The 17,356-nt window shown below is 65.3% G+C and carries 13 protein-coding genes and 1 pseudogene; 4 read left to right on the forward strand and 10 right to left on the reverse strand.

The genetic code is table 11. From position 1 onward, the window contains the following. Positions 1–96: 96 nt before the first annotated feature. From AB4Y42_RS04285 to AB4Y42_RS04300, 4 genes and pseudogenes are all read right to left on the reverse strand, one after another. Positions 97–1,287, reverse strand: a complete 1,191-nt coding sequence (locus tag AB4Y42_RS04285) for an NAD(P)H-dependent flavin oxidoreductase (RefSeq protein WP_368693489.1) — start codon at positions 1,285–1,287, stop codon at positions 97–99. Between the two features lie 165 nt (positions 1,288–1,452). Continuing rightward, positions 1,453–2,886, reverse strand: a complete 1,434-nt coding sequence (locus AB4Y42_RS04290) for an aldehyde dehydrogenase family protein (protein ID WP_368686094.1) — start codon at positions 2,884–2,886, stop codon at positions 1,453–1,455. Between the two features lie 232 nt (positions 2,887–3,118). Next, positions 3,119–4,711 (reverse strand): ABC-F family ATPase, encoded by a 1,593-nt coding sequence (locus AB4Y42_RS04295; protein ID WP_368693490.1) that lies wholly within the window; start codon positions 4,709–4,711, stop codon positions 3,119–3,121. A gap of 198 nt (positions 4,712–4,909) precedes the next feature. Next, positions 4,910–5,821 (reverse strand): annotated as a pseudogene (locus tag AB4Y42_RS04300) (NAD(P)-dependent oxidoreductase). Positions 5,822–6,010: 189 nt separating this feature from the next. On the opposite strand from AB4Y42_RS04300, the gene AB4Y42_RS04305 reads away from it, so the two are divergent. After that, on the forward strand, positions 6,011–6,220 hold the full coding sequence (locus AB4Y42_RS04305) for a dodecin (protein ID WP_133186728.1): 210 nt from the start codon (positions 6,011–6,013) through the stop codon (positions 6,218–6,220). A gap of 149 nt (positions 6,221–6,369) precedes the next feature. On the opposite strand, the gene AB4Y42_RS04310 is transcribed toward AB4Y42_RS04305, so the two are convergent. The 4 genes from AB4Y42_RS04310 to AB4Y42_RS04325 all read right to left on the reverse strand — a co-directional run bounded on the left by AB4Y42_RS04310 (position 6,370) and on the right by AB4Y42_RS04325 (position 11,317). Then, positions 6,370–7,455, reverse strand: a complete 1,086-nt coding sequence (locus AB4Y42_RS04310) for a BMP family ABC transporter substrate-binding protein (protein WP_368686097.1) — start codon at positions 7,453–7,455, stop codon at positions 6,370–6,372. Positions 7,456–7,546: 91 nt separating this feature from the next. Beyond that, positions 7,547–8,476 (reverse strand): ABC transporter permease, encoded by a 930-nt coding sequence (locus AB4Y42_RS04315; protein ID WP_368693491.1) that lies wholly within the window; start codon positions 8,474–8,476, stop codon positions 7,547–7,549. Between the two features lie 39 nt (positions 8,477–8,515). Further along, a complete protein-coding gene (locus tag AB4Y42_RS04320; RefSeq protein WP_368693492.1) occupies positions 8,516–9,622 on the reverse strand; it encodes an ABC transporter permease in 1,107 nt (368 codons plus the stop codon). A 66-nt stretch (positions 9,623–9,688) separates the two neighbouring features. Continuing rightward, positions 9,689–11,317: an ABC transporter ATP-binding protein gene (locus tag AB4Y42_RS04325; RefSeq protein WP_368693493.1), complete on the reverse strand. Its 1,629-nt coding sequence runs from the start codon at positions 11,315–11,317 to the stop codon at positions 9,689–9,691. Between the two features lie 254 nt (positions 11,318–11,571). Between AB4Y42_RS04325 and AB4Y42_RS04330 the strand changes: the two genes are divergently transcribed. Next, positions 11,572–12,504 carry a LysR substrate-binding domain-containing protein gene (locus tag AB4Y42_RS04330; RefSeq protein WP_069265652.1) on the forward strand — a complete coding sequence of 311 codons (933 nt, stop codon included), beginning with the start codon at positions 11,572–11,574 and terminating at the stop codon, positions 12,502–12,504. A gap of 70 nt (positions 12,505–12,574) precedes the next feature. On the opposite strand, the gene AB4Y42_RS04335 is transcribed toward AB4Y42_RS04330, so the two are convergent. After that, complete coding sequence (locus AB4Y42_RS04335; RefSeq protein ID WP_368693494.1) at positions 12,575–13,984, reverse strand: 8-oxoguanine deaminase; 1,410 nt, start codon at positions 13,982–13,984, stop codon at positions 12,575–12,577. Positions 13,985–14,573: 589 nt separating this feature from the next. Here AB4Y42_RS04335 and uraH point away from each other — a divergent pair. Beyond that, the gene (gene uraH / locus AB4Y42_RS04340; RefSeq protein ID WP_368693495.1) at positions 14,574–14,927 is read left to right on the forward strand and encodes a hydroxyisourate hydrolase; all 354 of its coding nucleotides are present in this window, start codon (positions 14,574–14,576) and stop codon (positions 14,925–14,927) included. 214 nt (positions 14,928–15,141) lie between these two features. Then, positions 15,142–16,335, forward strand: coding sequence for a urate hydroxylase PuuD (locus tag AB4Y42_RS04345; protein ID WP_368693496.1), 1,194 nt, complete (start codon positions 15,142–15,144; stop codon positions 16,333–16,335). 492 nt (positions 16,336–16,827) lie between these two features. Here AB4Y42_RS04345 and AB4Y42_RS04350 read toward each other — a convergent pair whose 3' ends face one another. Further along, entirely contained in the window at positions 16,828–17,352 is a 525-nt protein-coding gene (locus AB4Y42_RS04350; protein ID WP_368693497.1) for an ureidoglycolate lyase, read from the reverse strand. Between the last annotated feature and the right edge of the window lie 4 nt (positions 17,353–17,356).

Below are 17,356 nucleotides of genomic sequence, written 5' to 3' on the forward strand. Positions count from 1 at the left end.
AATTGCTTTATACATCGTTAATCCCCGTGTCTGTAGGTCTAGCCTTGAAGGCCTACAAATTGTCAGAGACGGGGTCTCGCGCCGTTTTGATACGTATCAAGCCAGTGCGAACGCTGCGCGTTGTGCGACCGCGGGTCGCGCAACGCCGGTCAGCAGCAACTCCAGCAGGTCGCGGACACTGCGGATCGCATTGCCGAACGGCAACGCTTCACGGCCGCGGAAAAACAGGCCGTTTGCAACGTCGCCACGCAACGCCGCAGCGAGGCGCGTGTCGATGCAGAAGTGGCCAAACTTCTCGATGCCGTCGCGCAGCCCGCAGGCCGAAAGACATTCGAGACCGGTTGGGCAAGCAAGCTTCAGCGAGCCGATCTTGGTGCGAATGCGTGACTCGTTGCGCAAGTAACGTTCGAGCCACGGCGTTTTCACGGCGCGTGCGGGGAGGCCCGTTACGCTCACGAACTCGACGATGTCTTCAGGCTTCGCGTCGGCGAGCACGCGCTTGAACTCGGGGTGCGCGTCGCCCTCCTCGGTCACCGCGAACGGCGTGCCGACCTGTACACCGTTCGCGCCCGCCTCGAGCCATTTGCGCACGGCCTCGTGGCTGTTCACGCCGCCCGCCACGACGAGTGGCACGTCGCGCCGCGAAATGCCGAGCGTGGCGTAGACGCCTTCGAGTTCCTCGAAGATCTGCGTGAAGGCGAAGCGCTCGTTGCCCATGTCGGCGATGTCGGTCACGCCGAGGTGGCCGCCCGCGTAGGCAGGATGCTCGATCACGATGGCGTCGGGCAGGCGGCCCTTCTTCATCCACTTCTTGAGCACGAGCGCGACGCCGCGTGCGTCGGACAGGATCGGCACGAGCGCGATGTCCACGCCCGCCGTGAGGTCGGGCAGATCGAGCGGCAAGCCGGCGCCCATGACGATGGCGTCGGCGCCGTGCTCACAGGCAGTGCGCACGTAGTCGGCATGGGCGTTCACCGCCTTCATGACGTTCACGGCGATCATGCCGTTGCCGCCCGCAAGCTTGCGTGCCGCCGCGATCTCGCGGCCGAGCGCGATCAGGTTGGCGCGCGCGAGCGTTTCGTGCCGCGGGTCCGCGCGGCACATGTCCATGAGATCGCTGTGATGATGGCGCAGGTCGATGCTCGCGATCGTGCCGAGCGCGCCTTCACGCGCCACACTGCCAGCCAGCCGGTGTGCCGAAATGCCGACACCCATGCCGCCCTGCACGACGGGCAGGAGTTGACGACCGCGAATCTGGAGCGGAGCGAAGGAGTGTCCAGGAAACATGTTGTGCTCTGTCGATGACAAAGCGCCTATGGTCGCGCGTACCCCACATAAGACATTGACGTGCATCAAACAAAAACGCGGACTTCTGTAAAGAAACCCGCGTTTATGATTTGCATCAACACGTCGCATTAAAAGATTTGCGATAGCGCGCGACGAGATGCCTCATCAGCCCTTCGGCACCTTGAACTGCATCGACTTGTATTCCAGGTACTCCTCAAGGCCGTATGCGCCGTTTTCGCGGCCGTGTCCCGACTGCTTGAAGCCGCCGAAGGGCGCGGCCATGTTCCAGGCGCCGCCGTTGATGTCGATCTGACCCGTACGGATGCGGCGCGCCACGCGCATCGCGCGCTCGTCGCTGCCGGCCCAGACCGCGCCGCCGAGGCCATAGAGCGAATCGTTGGCGATCGCCACGGCGTCGTCTTCGTCCTTCGCCGTGAGGATCGTCAGCACCGGGCCGAAGATCTCTTCCTGCGCGATGGCCGCGTCGCGCGGCACGCGGCCGAACACGGTCGGTTTCACGAAGAAGCCCTGCGTCACACCTTCCGGCATGCCGGGGCCGCCCGTCACGAGCTCGGCGCCGTCGGCCATGCCGCGCTCGATGTAGTGCAGCACGCGCTCCTGCTGCACTTTCGAGGCGAGCGGGCCGAGCTTCGCTTTCTCGTCGCGCGGATCGCCGACCCTGAACGCCTCCGCGGCCTGCTTCGCGAGGTCGCGCGCTTCTTCGTAGCGCGACTCCGGCACGATCATGCGCGTGTGGGCCGAGCAGGTCTGCCCCGAGTTGAGGAAGCACGCGCCCACCGTGCCTTTCACGGCGGCCGCGAAGTCGGCGTCGTCGAGCACGACGGCGGCCGACTTGCCGCCCAGCTCCAGCGCGACGCGCTTGACCGTGGCTGACGCCACTTCGGACACGCGCTTGCCCGCGCGCGTCGAGCCGGTAAACGACACCATGTCGACGTCCGGATGCCGCGCGAGCAGCTCGCCCACCACGGGACCGTAGCCCGTCACGAGATTGAACACGCCCGCGGGCAGGCCGGCGTCGTGGATAGCCTCGGCGAGCACGAATGCGTTCAGCGGCGCGACCTCGGAAGGCTTGAGCACGACGGTGCAGCCGGCGGCGAGCGCGGCGGCGACTTTGAGCGTGATCTGGTTGAGCGGATAGTTCCACGGCGTGATGGCCGCGACGACGCCCACCGGTTCGCGCACGACGAGCGAGTTGCCCACGCGCTCCTCGTACTGGAACTCGCTGGCGAGCTGCGCGTAAGCGCCCCAGTTGTAGACCGGGCCGCCCACCTGAATGGCGCGCGCGAGCTTGAGCGGCATGCCGACTTCGCCTGCGATCAGCTGCGCGAGTTCGTCGGTGCGGGCCTTGAGGTTGTCGGCGATTTTCTGCAGATACGCCCCACGCTCCGCGGCGGGCGTCGCGGCCCAGCCGTCGAAGGCGGCGCGCGCGGCGGCGACGGCGGCTTCGGCGTCCGCTTCGACGCCCTCGGGGATGCGGCCCATCACGGCTTCGGTGCCCGAATCGAATACATCGATCGTCCCTTTGCCGTGCGGCGCGACCCATTGGCCATTGATGTAGAACTGCGTGTAGTCGTTCATCTACTTGTCTCCTGTCTGTGGATGGCAGTTTGCGCTTCGGCGCTTAACTGCCATCCCATGCAAAGCTCTGTGTGTCTTGTCCACGCGTATTCGCGGCGCGTTGCGCCGCGGCGATTCCGCATTCTAGCGTGGTTGACGCAAACGTAAAGCGAAGCTGCAGCGGCCAAAAACAAAACGGGCGACGCTCACGCGCCGCCCGTTTTCATTTCATGCTTCGATCAGCGATCGAAACTCACTGGAGCCCCTGGCTCGCCAGGAAGTCCTCGTAGTTGCCGCTGTAGTCCTTGACCGTGCCATCGGTTTTCACCTCGATGATGCGGTTGGCCAGACCGTTCACGAACTCGCGGTCGTGCGACACGAAAACGAGCGTGCCTTCGAACTTTTCGAGCGCGATCTGCAGCGACTCGATCGACTCCATGTCCATGTGGTTCGTGGGCTCGTCCATGAGCAGCACGTTGTGGCGGCCGAGCATCAGCTTGCCCCAGATCATGCGGCCCTTCTCGCCGCCCGACAGCACCTTGACCGACTTCTTGATGTCGTCCGCATTGAAGAGCAGACGCCCCAGCGTGCCGCGCACCGACTGCTCGTCATCGCCCTCCTGGCGGTACTGGTCGATCCAGTCCATCAGCGTGACGTCGGCCGGGAACTCTTCGTACGTGTCCTGCGGCATGTAGCCCACGTTCGCGTTCTCCGCCCACTTCACCGAGCCGTTATCGACGGCCAGGTTGCCGAGCAGCGAGCGCAGCAGCGTGGTCTTGCCCGCGCCGTTCTCGCCGATGATCGCGATGCGCTCGCCCGGCTGCACGCTGATGCTGAGCTTGTTGAAGATGCGGCGCTCGTACGTCTTCGTGATCTCTTCCGCGACCACGACGATGTTGTGCAGCTTCTTCTCGAACTCGAAGCGGATGAACGGGTTCTGACGTGACGAGGGCTTGAAGTCCTCGATCTTGATCTTGTCGATCATCTTCAGGCGGCTGGTGGCCTGGCGTGCCTTCGACTTGTTCGCCGAGAAGCGGCGCACGAAGTCCTGCAGGTCGGCCACGCGCTCCTTCGCCTTCTGGTTCGCGGCCTGCTGACGCTCGCGCGCCTGCGTCGACGCCAGCATGTAGTCGTCGTAGTTGCCCGGCCAGACCTTCAGCGTGCCGTAGTCCATGTCCGCCATGTGCGTGCAGACCTGGTTCAGGAAGTGTCGATCGTGGGAGATGATGATCATGGTCGAGTTGTACTCGTTCAGAACATCCTCCAGCCAACGGATCGAGTTGATGTCGAGGTTGTTGGTCGGTTCGTCGAGCAGCAGCACGTCCGGCTTCGAGAACAGCGCCTGCGCGAGCAGCACGCGCAGCTTCCAGCCCGGCGCCACGCCGCTCATCGGGCCGCTGTGGAACTCCGTGCCGATGCCGATGCCGAGCAGCAGTTCGCCCGCGCGCGCTTCGGCCGTGTAGCCGTCGTACTCGGCGAACTTCGCTTCGAGTTCGGCGGCGTGCATGTAGTCGTCGTCGGTGGCTTCGGGGTTCGCGTAGATCGCGTCGCGCTCGGTCATCGCGGCCCACATTTCGGTGTGGCCCATCATGACGACGTCGAGTACGCGCACGTCTTCGTACGCGAACTGGTCCTGGCGCAGCTTGCCCAGACGCACGTTCGGCTCGAGGATGACGTTGCCCGAACTCTGCTCGAGATCCCCACCGAGGATCTTCATGAACGTGGATTTGCCGCAACCGTTCGCGCCGATCAGGCCATAGCGGTTGCCTTCGCCGAATTTGACCGAGATGTTCTCGAACAAGGGCTTCGGCCCGAATTGCATGGTGATGTTGGCGGTAGAGAGCACAGCGCGTCCCGGAAAGTAGATCGACGAAAAACCTGTAATTTTAGCAGGTTATGCCACTTCGCGCGCGAGTTCCAGCCGCGCGGACAGTCCTGCTCCGCGCAGCATGACACGGCAAGAAGTGAGCAATGTGAAGGCCGCCATGCACGCCGGTTACAACGGGGCCGCATCGCCCGCGCGGCCTGCGCGTGCCCGATCAGCTCAGGCTGCGCCGGTGCGCGGCGTGTGCAGCACGTCGATGAAGCCCGAAAAATCGGCCTGCGCGAGGCCCATGGCTGCCGCCAGACGCAGCAATTGCTGGAGACCGTGCCCGAGACGGGCATCGGCGTGCCGGTCTGCTCGGCCGCTGCGGCGATCGTGTCCACGTCTTTCTGGAACGTCTTGAGCGCGCCGATGGATTCGAGCCCGTCTTGCGTCATGCGCGGCACGAAGGTGCGCAGCAGCGTCGAATCGGCCCAGCCGCCCGCGAGCGCTTCGGGCAGTTTGGCCGCGTCGATGCCGCTGCGCCGCGCGAGGCTCACCGCTTCGGCAATCGCGGCCACCGTGGCCGTGACGATGGCCTGATTGCACAGCTTGGTGGTCTGACCCGCACCCACGCCACCCATATGGGTCACGCGCGCCGCGTAGGCGCCGAGGATCGGCCTGATGGCCTCGACGTCGGCCGTGGCGCCGCCCGCCATGATCGCCAGCGTGCCGTTGTGCGCGCCCGCCACGCCGCCCGAAACCGGCGCGTCGACCCAACCCACGCCGAACGCCGCGGCGCGCACCGCGAGCCTGCGTGTCGCGTCGGGACGAATGCTCGAATGATCGACGATGCAGCGCACGCGCACGCTCGCGCCGGGCGCTCCGGCCAGAAGCCCGTGCTCGCCGAATACCACCTGCTCGACCGCCGCCGCATCGGCAACGCACAGCAACGCACAGCAGCGCGACGTCGGCCTCGCGGGCCAGTTCATCAGGCGTCGCGGCCACTTGCGCGCCGTCGGCGATCAGCGCCTGCGCCTTCGCCGGCGAGCGGTTCCACACGCGCACGGCGTGCCCGGCGCGCAGCAAATGACGGATCATCGGCGCGCCCATCAGCCCTGGTCCACAAAAACCCAATACCTGCCCGTCCATTTTCTCCGTCTCCTGTCGTTCGCCGTTGCGCTTTCACGCCCGCAAAACGGGCACGTTGAATGCTCGTTTTCGCACGAGGCGCCATGATAACTGGCGCCGGGCTTCTCTCATCTTTGCCCTTGCGCCCCGGTCCGTTACCTATACTCGATTGACGCGCCGACGCTGCGCGACCCACGAGGAGACACTGCCATGAACGACCACGTTTACAAGCAGATCGAACTTACCGGCTCATCCAAGGTGTCCAGCGACGACGCCATTCGTTGCGCCATCGCGCGGGCATCGAAGACGCTGCGTTTCCTGCACTGGTTCGAGGTCGTGGAAACGCGCGGCCTGATCGAAAACGATCAGGTCTCGCACTGGCAGGTCACGATCAAGGTCGGCATACGCATCGACGACTGACGCGGCGCTGCGTTGCACTGCCAGAAAGTCAAACGGCTGCGCGCGCCTCTCAGCGCTACACGCAGCCGTTTCACGTACGCACGTCGGAATCGTACGAGAATGCACGCGCCCCCGCGCCGTATAAGTCGGCGCGAGCGCCCGGTTCATGCCTACTTCGGCAGCGAGCCGTCCACGCCCTCGACGTACCAGTTCAGGCGTTGCAGCTCCGGGTCGGTCAGCGTCTTGCCGGCCGGAATCTTGACCGCGCCCGTCTGATCCTTGATCGGGCCCGTGAAGACGTCCCACTTGCCGCTCGCGATCTGTTCGCGCTTCGCGGCGACGGCCTTTTGCGCGTCGGCCGAAAGCTCGGACGTGTTGACGTCGCCGAGATCGACGGCCTTTTGCGGAATGCCCCACCACACGGGGTCGTTCTTCCACTTGCCATCGAGTACCTGCTGGATCGCCGCGACGTAGTACACGCCCCAGTTCGCCTCGACCGAGCCCAGGTGCGCGTGCGGGCCGAACTTCTTCATGTTCGAATCCCAGCCGAACGCGTGGACCTTCTTCTCTTCGGCGGTGGCGAGTGTGGCGCTCGAATCGGTGTTTTGCAGCAGCACGTCGGCGCCCTGGCCGATCAGCGTTTCGGCGGCCTGCTTCTCCTTGCCCGGATCGAACCAGCTGTTGATCCAGATGACTTTGGTGTGCACCTTCGGATTCACCGAGCGCGCGCCGAGCGTGTACGCGTTGATGTTGCGCACGACCTCGGGAATCGGTACAGAGGCGACGAAACCGAGCGTGTTGGTCTTCGTCGCGTAACCCGCGGCGACACCCGCGAGATACGCGCCCTGATACATGCGCACGTCATAGGTTCCGAAGTTCGGCCCCTTCTTGTAGCCCGTCGCGTGCAGGAACACGGTGTCCGGGAAATCCTTCGCCACCTTGAGCTGGAAGTCCTGATAACCGAAGCTCGTGCCGAAGATGATCTTGTTGCCCTTGTTCGCGAGATCGCGGAACACGCGCTCCGAGTCGGCCGATTCCGGCACGTTTTCCACGCGCGTGATCTTGATCTTGTTGCCGAACTTCTGCTCGGCGACCTTCGAGCCCTGATCGTGCGCGAAGGTCCAGCCGGCATCGCCCGGATTGCCGAGATAGACGAACGCGACGCCCGGCGCGTCGGCGGCGTGGGCCGCGGGCGCGAGGGCCGCCGTGCCGCACGTGGCGGCGACGGCGAAAGCGGTCAGGATGGTTTTTTTCATCGTGGATCTCCTGTCGTGAATGGGGAACTGCGAGCGTTCAAGGCGTGTTGGTTAGCATTCCGGATAAATGGCGCTGCCTGGGCGGCCCCACCTAGGCGGCCCCAAAGAACGGCTTGCCGAGCGAAGCCGGCGCGTTCAGGCGGATCGTGTTCGGGTTGCGCGAAATGAGTACGAGCACGACGATTGTCGCGACGTACGGCAGCATGGCGAGGAACTGCGTGGGCACCGGCACGCCAACGGCCTGCGCATAGAACTGCGCGCCCGTAACCGCGCCGAAGAGCAGCGCGCCGATCAGGAGGCGGCCCGGGCGCCACGTCGCGAACACGACGAGTGCGAGCGCGATCCAGCCGCGCCCTGCCGTGATCTGCTCCTGCCACAAGTGCAACTGCACCACCGAGTAGTAGCTGCCCGCGAGGCCCGCCATCGCGCCGCCGAAGGCCGTCGCGCCATAGCGCACGCCGATCACGGGAAAGCCCACCGAATGCGCGACCTGCGGCGACTCGCCGACCGAGCGCAGCACGAGCCCGGCGCGCGTGCGATAGAGGAACCAGCCGACTACGACGAACATGATGAACGCGAGGTAGTCGACAGGCGTGAGGCTGAAGAACGCCTGCCCGACCACGGGCAGTTGCGACAGCCCCGGAATCGGCCAGGTCGCGATGGTCGCCGAGGTGGCGGCCGAGGTGTACGGCTTGCCCACATACGCCGAGAGCCCAACACCGAAGATTGTGAGCGAGAGGCCCGTGGCGACCTGGTTGGCGAGCATGGTGAGCACGAGATAGCCGAACAGCAACGACATCACGATGCCGGCGGCCATGCCCGCCACGAGGCCGAGCCATGGGCTGCCGGTAATGGTCGTGACCGCATAGCCCGTGACGGCGCCCATCAGCATCATGCCTTCCACGCCGAGGTTGAGCACGCCCGACTTCTCGGTGACGAGTTCGCCCACGCCCGCGAACATCAGCGGAATAGCGGCGGTGACGGCGCTCGAGGCGAGCGAGCTGGCTTGCTGGATATCCATGTCGTGTGGCCCGTTTGATTGTTCTCTGGATTGCGCTGGTCAGTTCGCAACCGCGACCGGATGACGGCGGCGCACGCGATAGTTCACGAAGAGGTCCGCGCCGAGCAGGCAGAACAGCAGCAGCCCCTGGAACACGCCGGACAGCGCCTGCGGCAATTGCAGCGATGTCTGCACGGCTTCGCCGCCCAGGTAGAGCAGCGCCATCAAGAGGCTCGCGAGCACGATGCCGACCGGATGCAGACGCCCCACGAACACGACGATGATCGCCGTGAAGCCGTAGCCCGGCGACCAGGTCGCCTGCAGCTGACCGATGGGACCGGCAATCTCGCCCATGCCCGCGAGGCCGGCGAGGCCGCCGGAAAGCAGCAGCGAGGTCCAGATCGTCTTCTTCTCGGAGAAGCCCGCATAGCGCGCGGCGAGCGGCGCGAGACCGCCCACGCTCATGCGATAGCCCGCGAAGCTGCGGCGCATGAAGAGCCAGACGAGCGGAATGGCCGCGAGCGTCAGGAAGATCGATGCGTTCAAACGCGTGCCGCGCAGCCAGTGGATGCGCCAGTCGCCGCCGAAGGTCGGATAGAGCGCGTCGCCGCTGAACATTTCGGAGAGCGGAAAGTTCATGCCCTGCGGGTCGCGCCACGGACCGCTCACGAGCCAGATCAGCAACTGCGTGGCGACATAGGTGAGCATCAGGCTCGTGAGGATCTCGTTGGTATTGAAGCGGCTCTTGAGCCACGCGGGAATCGCCGCCCACGCCATGCCGCCCAGCACGCCCGCGAACATCATCAGGAAGAGGATCCACCAGCCGGTGGATTGATCGAAATAGATCGCCACGCCGCTCGCCGCGATGCCGCCCAGCACCATTTGCCCTTCCGCGCCGATGTTCCACACGTTGGCGCGATATCCCGCCGCGAGACCGAGCGCGATCAGGCAAAGCGGCGAGGCCTTGAGCAAAAGCTCGGACCAGCCGTTGACGCTCGACAGCGGTTCGATGAAGAACGCGTGCATCGCCTGCAAGGGATCGCGGCCCACGAGGCCGAAGATCAGGAAGCCGATGGCGAGCGTGAGCAGCGCCGCGATGAGCGGCACGGCGATGCGCACCGTGCGCGACGGCGTCGTGCGGGCTTCGAGTCGGTACGGGAAGATCATGGTCGTGAAGTCGTTGGTCGGACTCGGGTGGTCGATGTGCTTATGCGTGTTGTTATGTGTCGCCGGTCATGCGTTCGCGACGGTCTGCGCGGGCGGCTCGCCGTCGGGCCGGCCGCCGCCGTCGCCGCGATCCGCGCGCTCGCCGAAGAGCCCCGCCATCCAGCGGCCGATTTCCTCGGCGTTCGTCTCGCCCGTCAAACGCGCGGGCGAAAGGCGTCCGCCCGCGAGCACGGCAATGCGGTCGCAGATGTCGAAAAGCTCTTCCAGTTCTTCCGAGATCACGAGTATCGCCACGCCGCGCGCCGAAAGATCGAGCAACTGCTGACGGATGAATGCGGCCGCGCCCACGTCCACGCCCCAGGTGGGCTGCGCGACCACGAGCACCTTCGGCGCCTGGAGAATCTCGCGCCCCACGATGTACTTCTGCAGATTGCCGCCCGAGAGGCTTTGCGCGAGCGCATCCGGCCCGCCGCAGCGCACATCGAACGCGCCGATGCAGCGCTCGGCGAACGCGCGCATTGCGCCGGTCTTCAGCCAGCCCGAGCGCACCATGCCTTCGCGGTGTGCCGTGAGCAAGGCGTTCTCGGCAAGCGACATGGCCGGGACCGCGCCGCGCCCCAGCCGCTCCTCCGGCACGAACGCGAAGCCGAGCTTGCGGCGCGCGCCAGCAGAAAGGCGTCCTGCGGGCTTGCCGCAAATCCTGACGGCATCGGCGCTCACTCCATGACGGGCCGCTTGCGCCTCGCCCGAGAGCGCGGCGAGCAGTTCCGCCTGGCCGTTGCCCGAGACGCCGGCGATGCCGAGTATCTCGCCCGCATGCACGCTGAACGATACGTCGTTGAGCGAGGTGCCGAACGGATCGTCGCTCGGCATCGACAGATGCTGCGCTTCGAGCAGCACGTCGCCGGGCGCGTGCGCGCGCCGCGTGTAGTCGGGCAGCTCGCGCCCGACCATCAGCCGCGCGAGCGACGCATGCGTTTCTTCGCGCGGAATGACGCGGCCCGTGACCTTGCCGCCGCGCAGCACGGTGGCCGTGTCGCAAAGCTCCTGGATTTCGTCGAGCTTGTGGCTGATATAGAGAATGCTGCAGCCTTCGGAAGCGAGACGCCGCAGCGTGCCGAACAGCTTGCGCACCGCTTGCGGCGTGAGCACCGAAGTCGGTTCGTCCATGATTAGCAGACGCGGATTCTGCAGCAGGCAGCGCACGATCTCCACGCGCTGACGCTCGCCCACCGTGAGGCTATGCACATGGCGCTGCGGATCGACGTCGAGGCCGTATTGCGCCGACACCTCGCGAATGCGTTTGCCGAGCGTTTTCAGGTCGAACGGTTCGTCGAGCGAGAGCGCGATGTTTTCGCCGACGGTAAGCGTTTCGAACAACGAAAAATGCTGGAACACCATGCCGATGCCGAGCTTGCGCGCCGCGGCCGGACTCGCGATTTCGACGGCCTGGCCTTCCCAGCGGATCTCGCCCGCGTCGGGCCGCACCGCGCCGTAGACGATCTTCATGAGCGTGCTCTTGCCCGCGCCGTTCTCGCCGAGCAAGGCGTGGATTTCGCCGGGCGCGACCGAGAGCGTGACGTCGTCGTTCGCGCGCACCGCCGGGTACTGCTTCGTGATGCCGGCAAGCGCGAGGCGCGGCACGCCGCTGCCGTTTTGCGCAAGCGTTGCCTGACGTGAAGAAGAATCACCCATGGAGGTTCCGCCGTTGTACGTTATTGCTGTCCGATAACCGTTTGACGCTGGCCGCCGCGCGCCGCCGTGCGGGGGTGACGATACCTGTTAGCCCTGCGAAGGTCGAGCCGCCAAAATTCGCTGTTGCCTCGCTGCACGGCCGATTCCGCGCGGGCCTCGGGGTAAGCCTCGCTTGACGCCACTTTTTGTCCATATTAAAAACGATATACCCCCAAGCCTCATCGATCAGCCAGAACATATAATTCGGAGAATTCATGAGTCAGCAACGCGAGGCGATCGACACGTACCTCTTGCGCGTCTTGCACACGCTTCTGATGGAGCGCAGCGTGACACGCGCGGCCGTCAAGCTCAATCAGTCCCAGCCCGCAATCAGCGCGGCGCTTCGGCGTCTGCGCGACATCACCGGTGACCCGCTCCTCGTGCGCGGCAAGTCCGGCATGGTGCCGACCGAGTACGGCCTGCGCCTGCTCGAGCCCGTGCAGAACGCGCTGCGCGAGATCGAGCGCATCCGCTTCCAGCAGCACAATTTCGATCCGGCCACGTCCATCCGCTGCTATCGGATTGGCTGTCCTGACTATCTGAACGTCCTGTTCGTGCCGACCGTAGTCGAGCGCTTTCGCCTGGCCGCGCCCAACGCCACGCTCGAGTTTCACTCGCTCGGGCCCGCGTTCGACTACGAACTCGCGCTCGAGGAAGGCAAGCTCGATATCGTCATCGGCAACTGGCCCGAGCCGCCCGAACAACTGCACCTGTCGAACCTGTTCGTCGACCAGATCGTCTGCCTGATGAGCAACTCGCACCCGTTCGCCAAGCGCGGCGGGCTCACGCTCGACCAGTATCTGAACGCGCCGCATCTCGCGCCCACGCCCTACTCCGTGGGCCAGCGCGGCGCCATCGACGTGCACCTCGCGCGCGAGCGCCTCAAGCGCCACGTGGTCGTCACGCTGCCCTACTTCAATCTCGCGCCCTACGTGCTCGTGAAGTCGGACCTGGTCTTTACGACCACGCGCCTGTTCGCCGACCACTATGCGCGTTTCCTGCCGCTCACGGTCGTACCCGCGCCGCTCGACTTCCCGCCGATGCAGTACTACCAGTTGTGGCACGAACGCTGTCACTACTCGGACGAAGTACGCTGGTTACGCAGCCTCATCGCCGAAGCGACGAAGACGCTGATCGACAAGCCTTGAGCAACACGGCCGCACGCTGCTGCGGCCGCCCGACCTTTCAAACCATCGATGCGTGGCGCGCGTGCCTGCCTCAGCGCGCCATCTGCACGAGTTGCGCCGCGAGCCGGTTGTGCCGCTCGATGACCGGCCCGAGCTCCACCGTCTGCAACACGCCCTCCTTCACGACCACGCGCCCGCCGATCACGCTCAGCGCGACCTCTGAGGGTGCGCAGAAGACGAGCGCCGCGACCGGATCGTGCAGCGCGCCCGCGAAAAGCGGCTGGCGCAGGTCGAACGCCACGAAGTCGGCCGCCATGCCGGGTGCGAGCGCGCCAATGTCGTCGCGGCCCAGCACCTGCGCGCCGCCCAGCGTCGCGATTTCGAGCGCTTCGCGTGCGGTCATGGCATCCGGTCCAAAGCCCACGCGCGCGAGCAGCATGGCCTGGCGCGCCTCGGCCACCATCTGCGCACCGTCGTTCGACGCCGAGCCATCCACGCCGAGCCCAACCGGCACGCCGGCGAGCCGCATCTTCTTCACGGGCGCGATGCCTGAGGCGAGCCGCATGTTCGAGCACGGGCAATGCGCGACGCCGGTGCCGGTCCGGCCGAACAAACCGATGCCGTGATCGTCGAGTTGTACGCAGTGCGCATGCCAGACGTCGGGGCCCACCCAGCCGAGGTCCTCGGCGTATTCGGCGGGCGTCATGCCGAACTTTTCGCGGCTGTAAGCAATGTCGTTGACGTTCTCGGCGAGATGCGTGTGCATCGACACGCCGTAATGGCGCGCGAGCACCGCCGATTCGCGCATCAGGTCGCGGCTCACCGAGAACGGCGAGCACGGCGCCACGACGAGGCGCAGCATCGCGTACCGGCCCTCGTTGTGATACGTCTCGATGAGGCGCTGCGTGTCGGCGAGAATCGCGTCCTCGCGCTCGACCACGGCATCGGGCGGCAAGCCGCCGTCCCTCTGGCCGACGCTCATGCTGCCGCGGCTCGCGTGAAAGCGCATGCCGATGCGTTGCGCCGCGCGGATGCTGTCGTCGAGGCGGCTGCCGTTCGGATAGATGTACAGATGATCGCTGGACGTCGTGCAGCCCGAGAGCAGCAGTTCCGCCATCGCGGTGAGCGTGGAGACCTCGATCATCTCGGGCGTGAGGTTCGCCCATACCTTGTAGAGACTCGTGAGCCAGCCGAACAGTTCGGCGTCCTGCGCGGCCGGCGCGGCGCGCGTGAGGCTCTGGTACATGTGGTGGTGCGTATTGACGAGCCCCGGCGTCACGAGGTGGCCGCTCGCGTCGATCACCTCGTCGGCCGTGGCGGGCAGTTCCGCCGTCGGCCCGACCGCGACGATGCGGTTGCCTTCGACGTAGAGCCCGCCGCCGCGAATCTCGCGGCGCGCGCCGTCCATCGTCACCAGCATGTCGGCGTTTTTCACCAGCAATGTCCTGCCGGGCTTTTGCGGGTCTTGCGGGTTTTGCCGCTGTGCGAGAGTGGGTTCCATCGTCCTTGTTCGCTCCGTTGTCGTGCCGCCACGAGCCCTGGCTTTTCGTTCGGACTCGCGCACGGCGTGTGAACCAGACGCCCTCGCCTCACCCGCCGGCCTCGCCGGTCGCCCAGGCGCCCGGTGCCGACGCGTCCCGACGAGGACGCCGCTGGCCCGGTTACCCGGCGTCCAGCGCCGTCTTCGGGACGCGCAGCACGCGCTGCGCATGGCCTCTACGATCCGCAACCAAAATAGTCGTGGCAATTCGCGCCGCTGCGATACCCAAATTTACGCCACGCATATAAAGGTCGATTTTTGGCGTCGCTACGATGCCAACAAGGGACGCTTGAATCCAGGGCGCAATGAGCGACGGCACCCAGGCGGAACCCAGGGCTCACCCTCATGCGCGTAGCTTTATCTTTCCTATCGCTCGCGCGCGCCGGGGGCGATCGTTTTTAAAATGCGTACACGGCGCTCGCTTCGATCCGCCGACGGGTATGTAGCCACTGACGTGGAGCCTCGATCCGCCGCAATGCATCATGCATGGGATCGAGAGCTGCCGCTGAAACCTCGCAATCGCACCAGGCACTCACAAGGAAAACTGCGAATGGGCAAGCTGACTACCCACGTGCTCGACACCGCGAACGGCCGTCCCGGCGCGGGCATCAAGGTCGAGCTCTTTGCGCTCTCGGGCGACGCTCGCCGCGCGCTCAAGACCTTCACCACCAATGACGACGGCCGCTGCGACGCGCCGCTGCTCGAGGGCGAGGCACTCGCCAAAGGTGAATACGAACTCGTGTTCCACGCCGGCGACTATTTCGCCGCGCTCGGCACGAAGGTGCCCGAGCCGCGCTTCGTCGACCGCGTCGTGCTGCGCTTCGGCATCGCCGACGCGGGCTCGCACTACCACGTGCCGCTACTCGTTTCGCCGTGGTCGTATAGCACCTATCGGGGCAGCTGAGCGAACCCCGAGCGGCCACCGCAACACCTATTCACAGGGCATTCCGGGCGAACTTCTAGCCCGGGTCATCAAGCCCGAGATCATACGAACAACAACGGCAGCGCGGCAGCGCAAGGGTCGCCCAGCGGCCCCGACGCCAGGCAGCGCGCTCATACCCCGCAGTTAGCGCGTGCGTTCAGACGCGCGCGCAATGCATCAGGACTGGAGACGTTTCATGGAAGGCTTTATTACCGATTGGCTGAACCTCGCACTGCGCTGGTTCCACGTCATCGCGGCGATCGCCTGGATTGGCGAGTCGTTCTATTTCGTCGCGCTCGACAACAGCCTCAAACCGCCCACGGACCCGAACCAGCGCCGTCGCGGCGTGTTCGGCGAGCTGTGGCACGTGCACGGCGGCGGCTTCTACAACATGCAGAAGTACACCGTGGCGCCGCCTGAAATGCCCGACGACCTTCACTGGTCGAAGTGGCCGTCGTACACCACGTGGCTCTCGGGCGCGTCGCTCTTCACGGTGCTGTATCTGATGGCGCCGAACACGTATCTGATCGACAAGAACGTGCTCGACATGGGTCCGGTCGTCGCGATCTTCTCGGCGCTCGGTTTCCTCGCCGCGGGCTGGATCGTCTATGACTCACTGTGCCGCGTGCTCGGCACGAAGGACAAGCTGCTGGGCGTGTGCGTGGGCCTCTATGTCGTGATCGCCGCCTACCTCGCCTGCCACATTTTCTCGGGCCGCGCCGCGTACCTCATCATGGGCGCGATGCTCGCGACGATCATGTCGGCGAACGTGTTCTTCGTCATCATCCCGGGTCAGCGCAAGATGGTCGCCGCGATGCTCAAGGGCGAAGTGCCGAACCCGATCTACGGCAAGCGCGGCAAGCAGCGCTCGGTGCACAACACCTATTTCACGCTGCCCGTGGTGTTCGCGATGCTCTCGAACCACTACGCGATGACCTACGCCCACGCCTACAACTGGGCTGTGCTCGTGGTGATCATGCTGGCCGGCGCGCTGATTCGCCAGTTCTTCGTGATGCGTCACCGCGGTCAGCAGCTCTGGTACCTGCCGATCGGCGGCGTCGCGCTGATGTTCGTCGCGCTGGTGTGGACGCTGCCGCGCCCGGTCGTGCCGCAGGCCGAAGCCGCGAACGCGCCGGCGCTGAAGGTTTCCGACATCCAGCCGATCCTGCAGCAGCGCTGTGCGGCCTGTCACTCGGCGCACCCGACATTGATGGGCGCGGCGCCGGCCGGCGTGATGCTCGATACGCCCGACGAGATTTCGCAGAACGCGCAGCGGCTCTATCAGCAGGCCGTGACGCTCAAGGCGATGCCGCTTGGCAACGTCACACACATGACCGACGACGAGCGGCAGAAGATCGCCGCCTGGTTCCAGGGCGGTGCGAAACAATGATGTAGTTGGCAGCGCGAGTGGTTGGTCTCGCTACGTGAGCTGTGACTAGAAGGACCCGAGGCGCGACGCGCTTCGGGTCCTTTTTCCTTTGGCACGGTCATGGCTGAGGGGGTCGCGCGTTGAACTGCGAGCGATGCGCGGGATATCGCGAATCGGCGTCAGGCATTCGACGAATGCCCGGAGCGCGCGTGCAAGATGCAACGAGAGCACGAACGCTGCTCAACCATTCGCGCTGGCGACGGCAGGTGCATCACGCAATCGGGCGCCCGCTGAACGTCTGGAACGTGTATGACCGCCCCTCACCACCTTGCACGATCAAAGCATCGAAGATGCAGCGTGCACAGGCAGGCATGACTCGCCATGCTTCACCGCGTCTTGAGCTGCCGGCTCGACCTGGGTCCACCACCCTGCTTCATCCGCCAAACGCAAAAAAGCCACGGTCTCGACCGTGGCTTTTCCGTGCTGATACGGACTGCCTGATAATTCCGCGAATCAGCGCATCGCAGCCTTCATCGCTTCTTCCGTCAACCAGAACGACTCCGGCAGATCCTGCTCGTTGAGATTGAGCCCGTCTCCGCCGCGATCGACGACGACGAAGTCGCTCACCTCGCCCAACGCGATCAGCGGATGATGCCAGACGCCCTTCGCATAATTCACGCCCTGCCAGCCGTGCGAAACGAACGCGCGAATCCGGGTGACGTTCAGCTCGCCCGCCGGCGCGACCACCACGAGATACGGCTTGTCGTTGAGCGGCACGAATGCCTGACTGCCCAGCGGATGCCGTTCGAGCATCTTCACTTCGAACGGCAGCTCGCGCGGCTGCCCGCGAAAGAGATTCACGAGCGTGCGGCCGCCTTCGTCGGTCACATCCACTTTCGCGAGATCGTGAAAGCGGATGGTCGTGCCCAGATTGATTGGAATCTGCTTCGCGCCCGCGAGTTCGATCACATCGCCGAAGGGCGCGAATGCTTCGGGCGTGAGCGGCTCGATCGTCAGCGTCGTCCTTGTTTCACTCATGATG

Source organism: Paraburkholderia sp. EG286B (genome assembly GCF_040965655.1).
Classification (GTDB): domain Bacteria; phylum Pseudomonadota; class Gammaproteobacteria; order Burkholderiales; family Burkholderiaceae; genus Paraburkholderia.

Coding starts and splice junctions, on each gene's coding strand:
- AB4Y42_RS04285 (WP_368693489.1), bottom strand. CDS start 1,287: ATGTTTCCTGGACACTCCTTCGCTCCGCTCCAGATTCGCGGTCGTCAA.
- AB4Y42_RS04290 (WP_368686094.1), bottom strand. CDS start 2,886: ATGAACGACTACACGCAGTTCTACATCAATGGCCAATGGGTCGCGCCG.
- AB4Y42_RS04305 (WP_133186728.1), top strand. CDS start 6,011: ATGAACGACCACGTTTACAAGCAGATCGAACTTACCGGCTCATCCAAG.
- AB4Y42_RS04310 (WP_368686097.1), bottom strand. CDS start 7,455: ATGAAAAAAACCATCCTGACCGCTTTCGCCGTCGCCGCCACGTGCGGC.
- AB4Y42_RS04315 (WP_368693491.1), bottom strand. CDS start 8,476: ATGGATATCCAGCAAGCCAGCTCGCTCGCCTCGAGCGCCGTCACCGCC.
- AB4Y42_RS04320 (WP_368693492.1), bottom strand. CDS start 9,622: ATGATCTTCCCGTACCGACTCGAAGCCCGCACGACGCCGTCGCGCACG.
- AB4Y42_RS04325 (WP_368693493.1), bottom strand. CDS start 11,317: ATGGGTGATTCTTCTTCACGTCAGGCAACGCTTGCGCAAAACGGCAGC.
- AB4Y42_RS04330 (WP_069265652.1), top strand. CDS start 11,572: ATGAGTCAGCAACGCGAGGCGATCGACACGTACCTCTTGCGCGTCTTG.
- AB4Y42_RS04335 (WP_368693494.1), bottom strand. CDS start 13,984: ATGGAACCCACTCTCGCACAGCGGCAAAACCCGCAAGACCCGCAAAAG.
- uraH (WP_368693495.1), top strand. CDS start 14,574: ATGGGCAAGCTGACTACCCACGTGCTCGACACCGCGAACGGCCGTCCC.
- AB4Y42_RS04345 (WP_368693496.1), top strand. CDS start 15,142: ATGGAAGGCTTTATTACCGATTGGCTGAACCTCGCACTGCGCTGGTTC.
- AB4Y42_RS04350 (WP_368693497.1), bottom strand. CDS start 17,352: ATGAGTGAAACAAGGACGACGCTGACGATCGAGCCGCTCACGCCCGAA.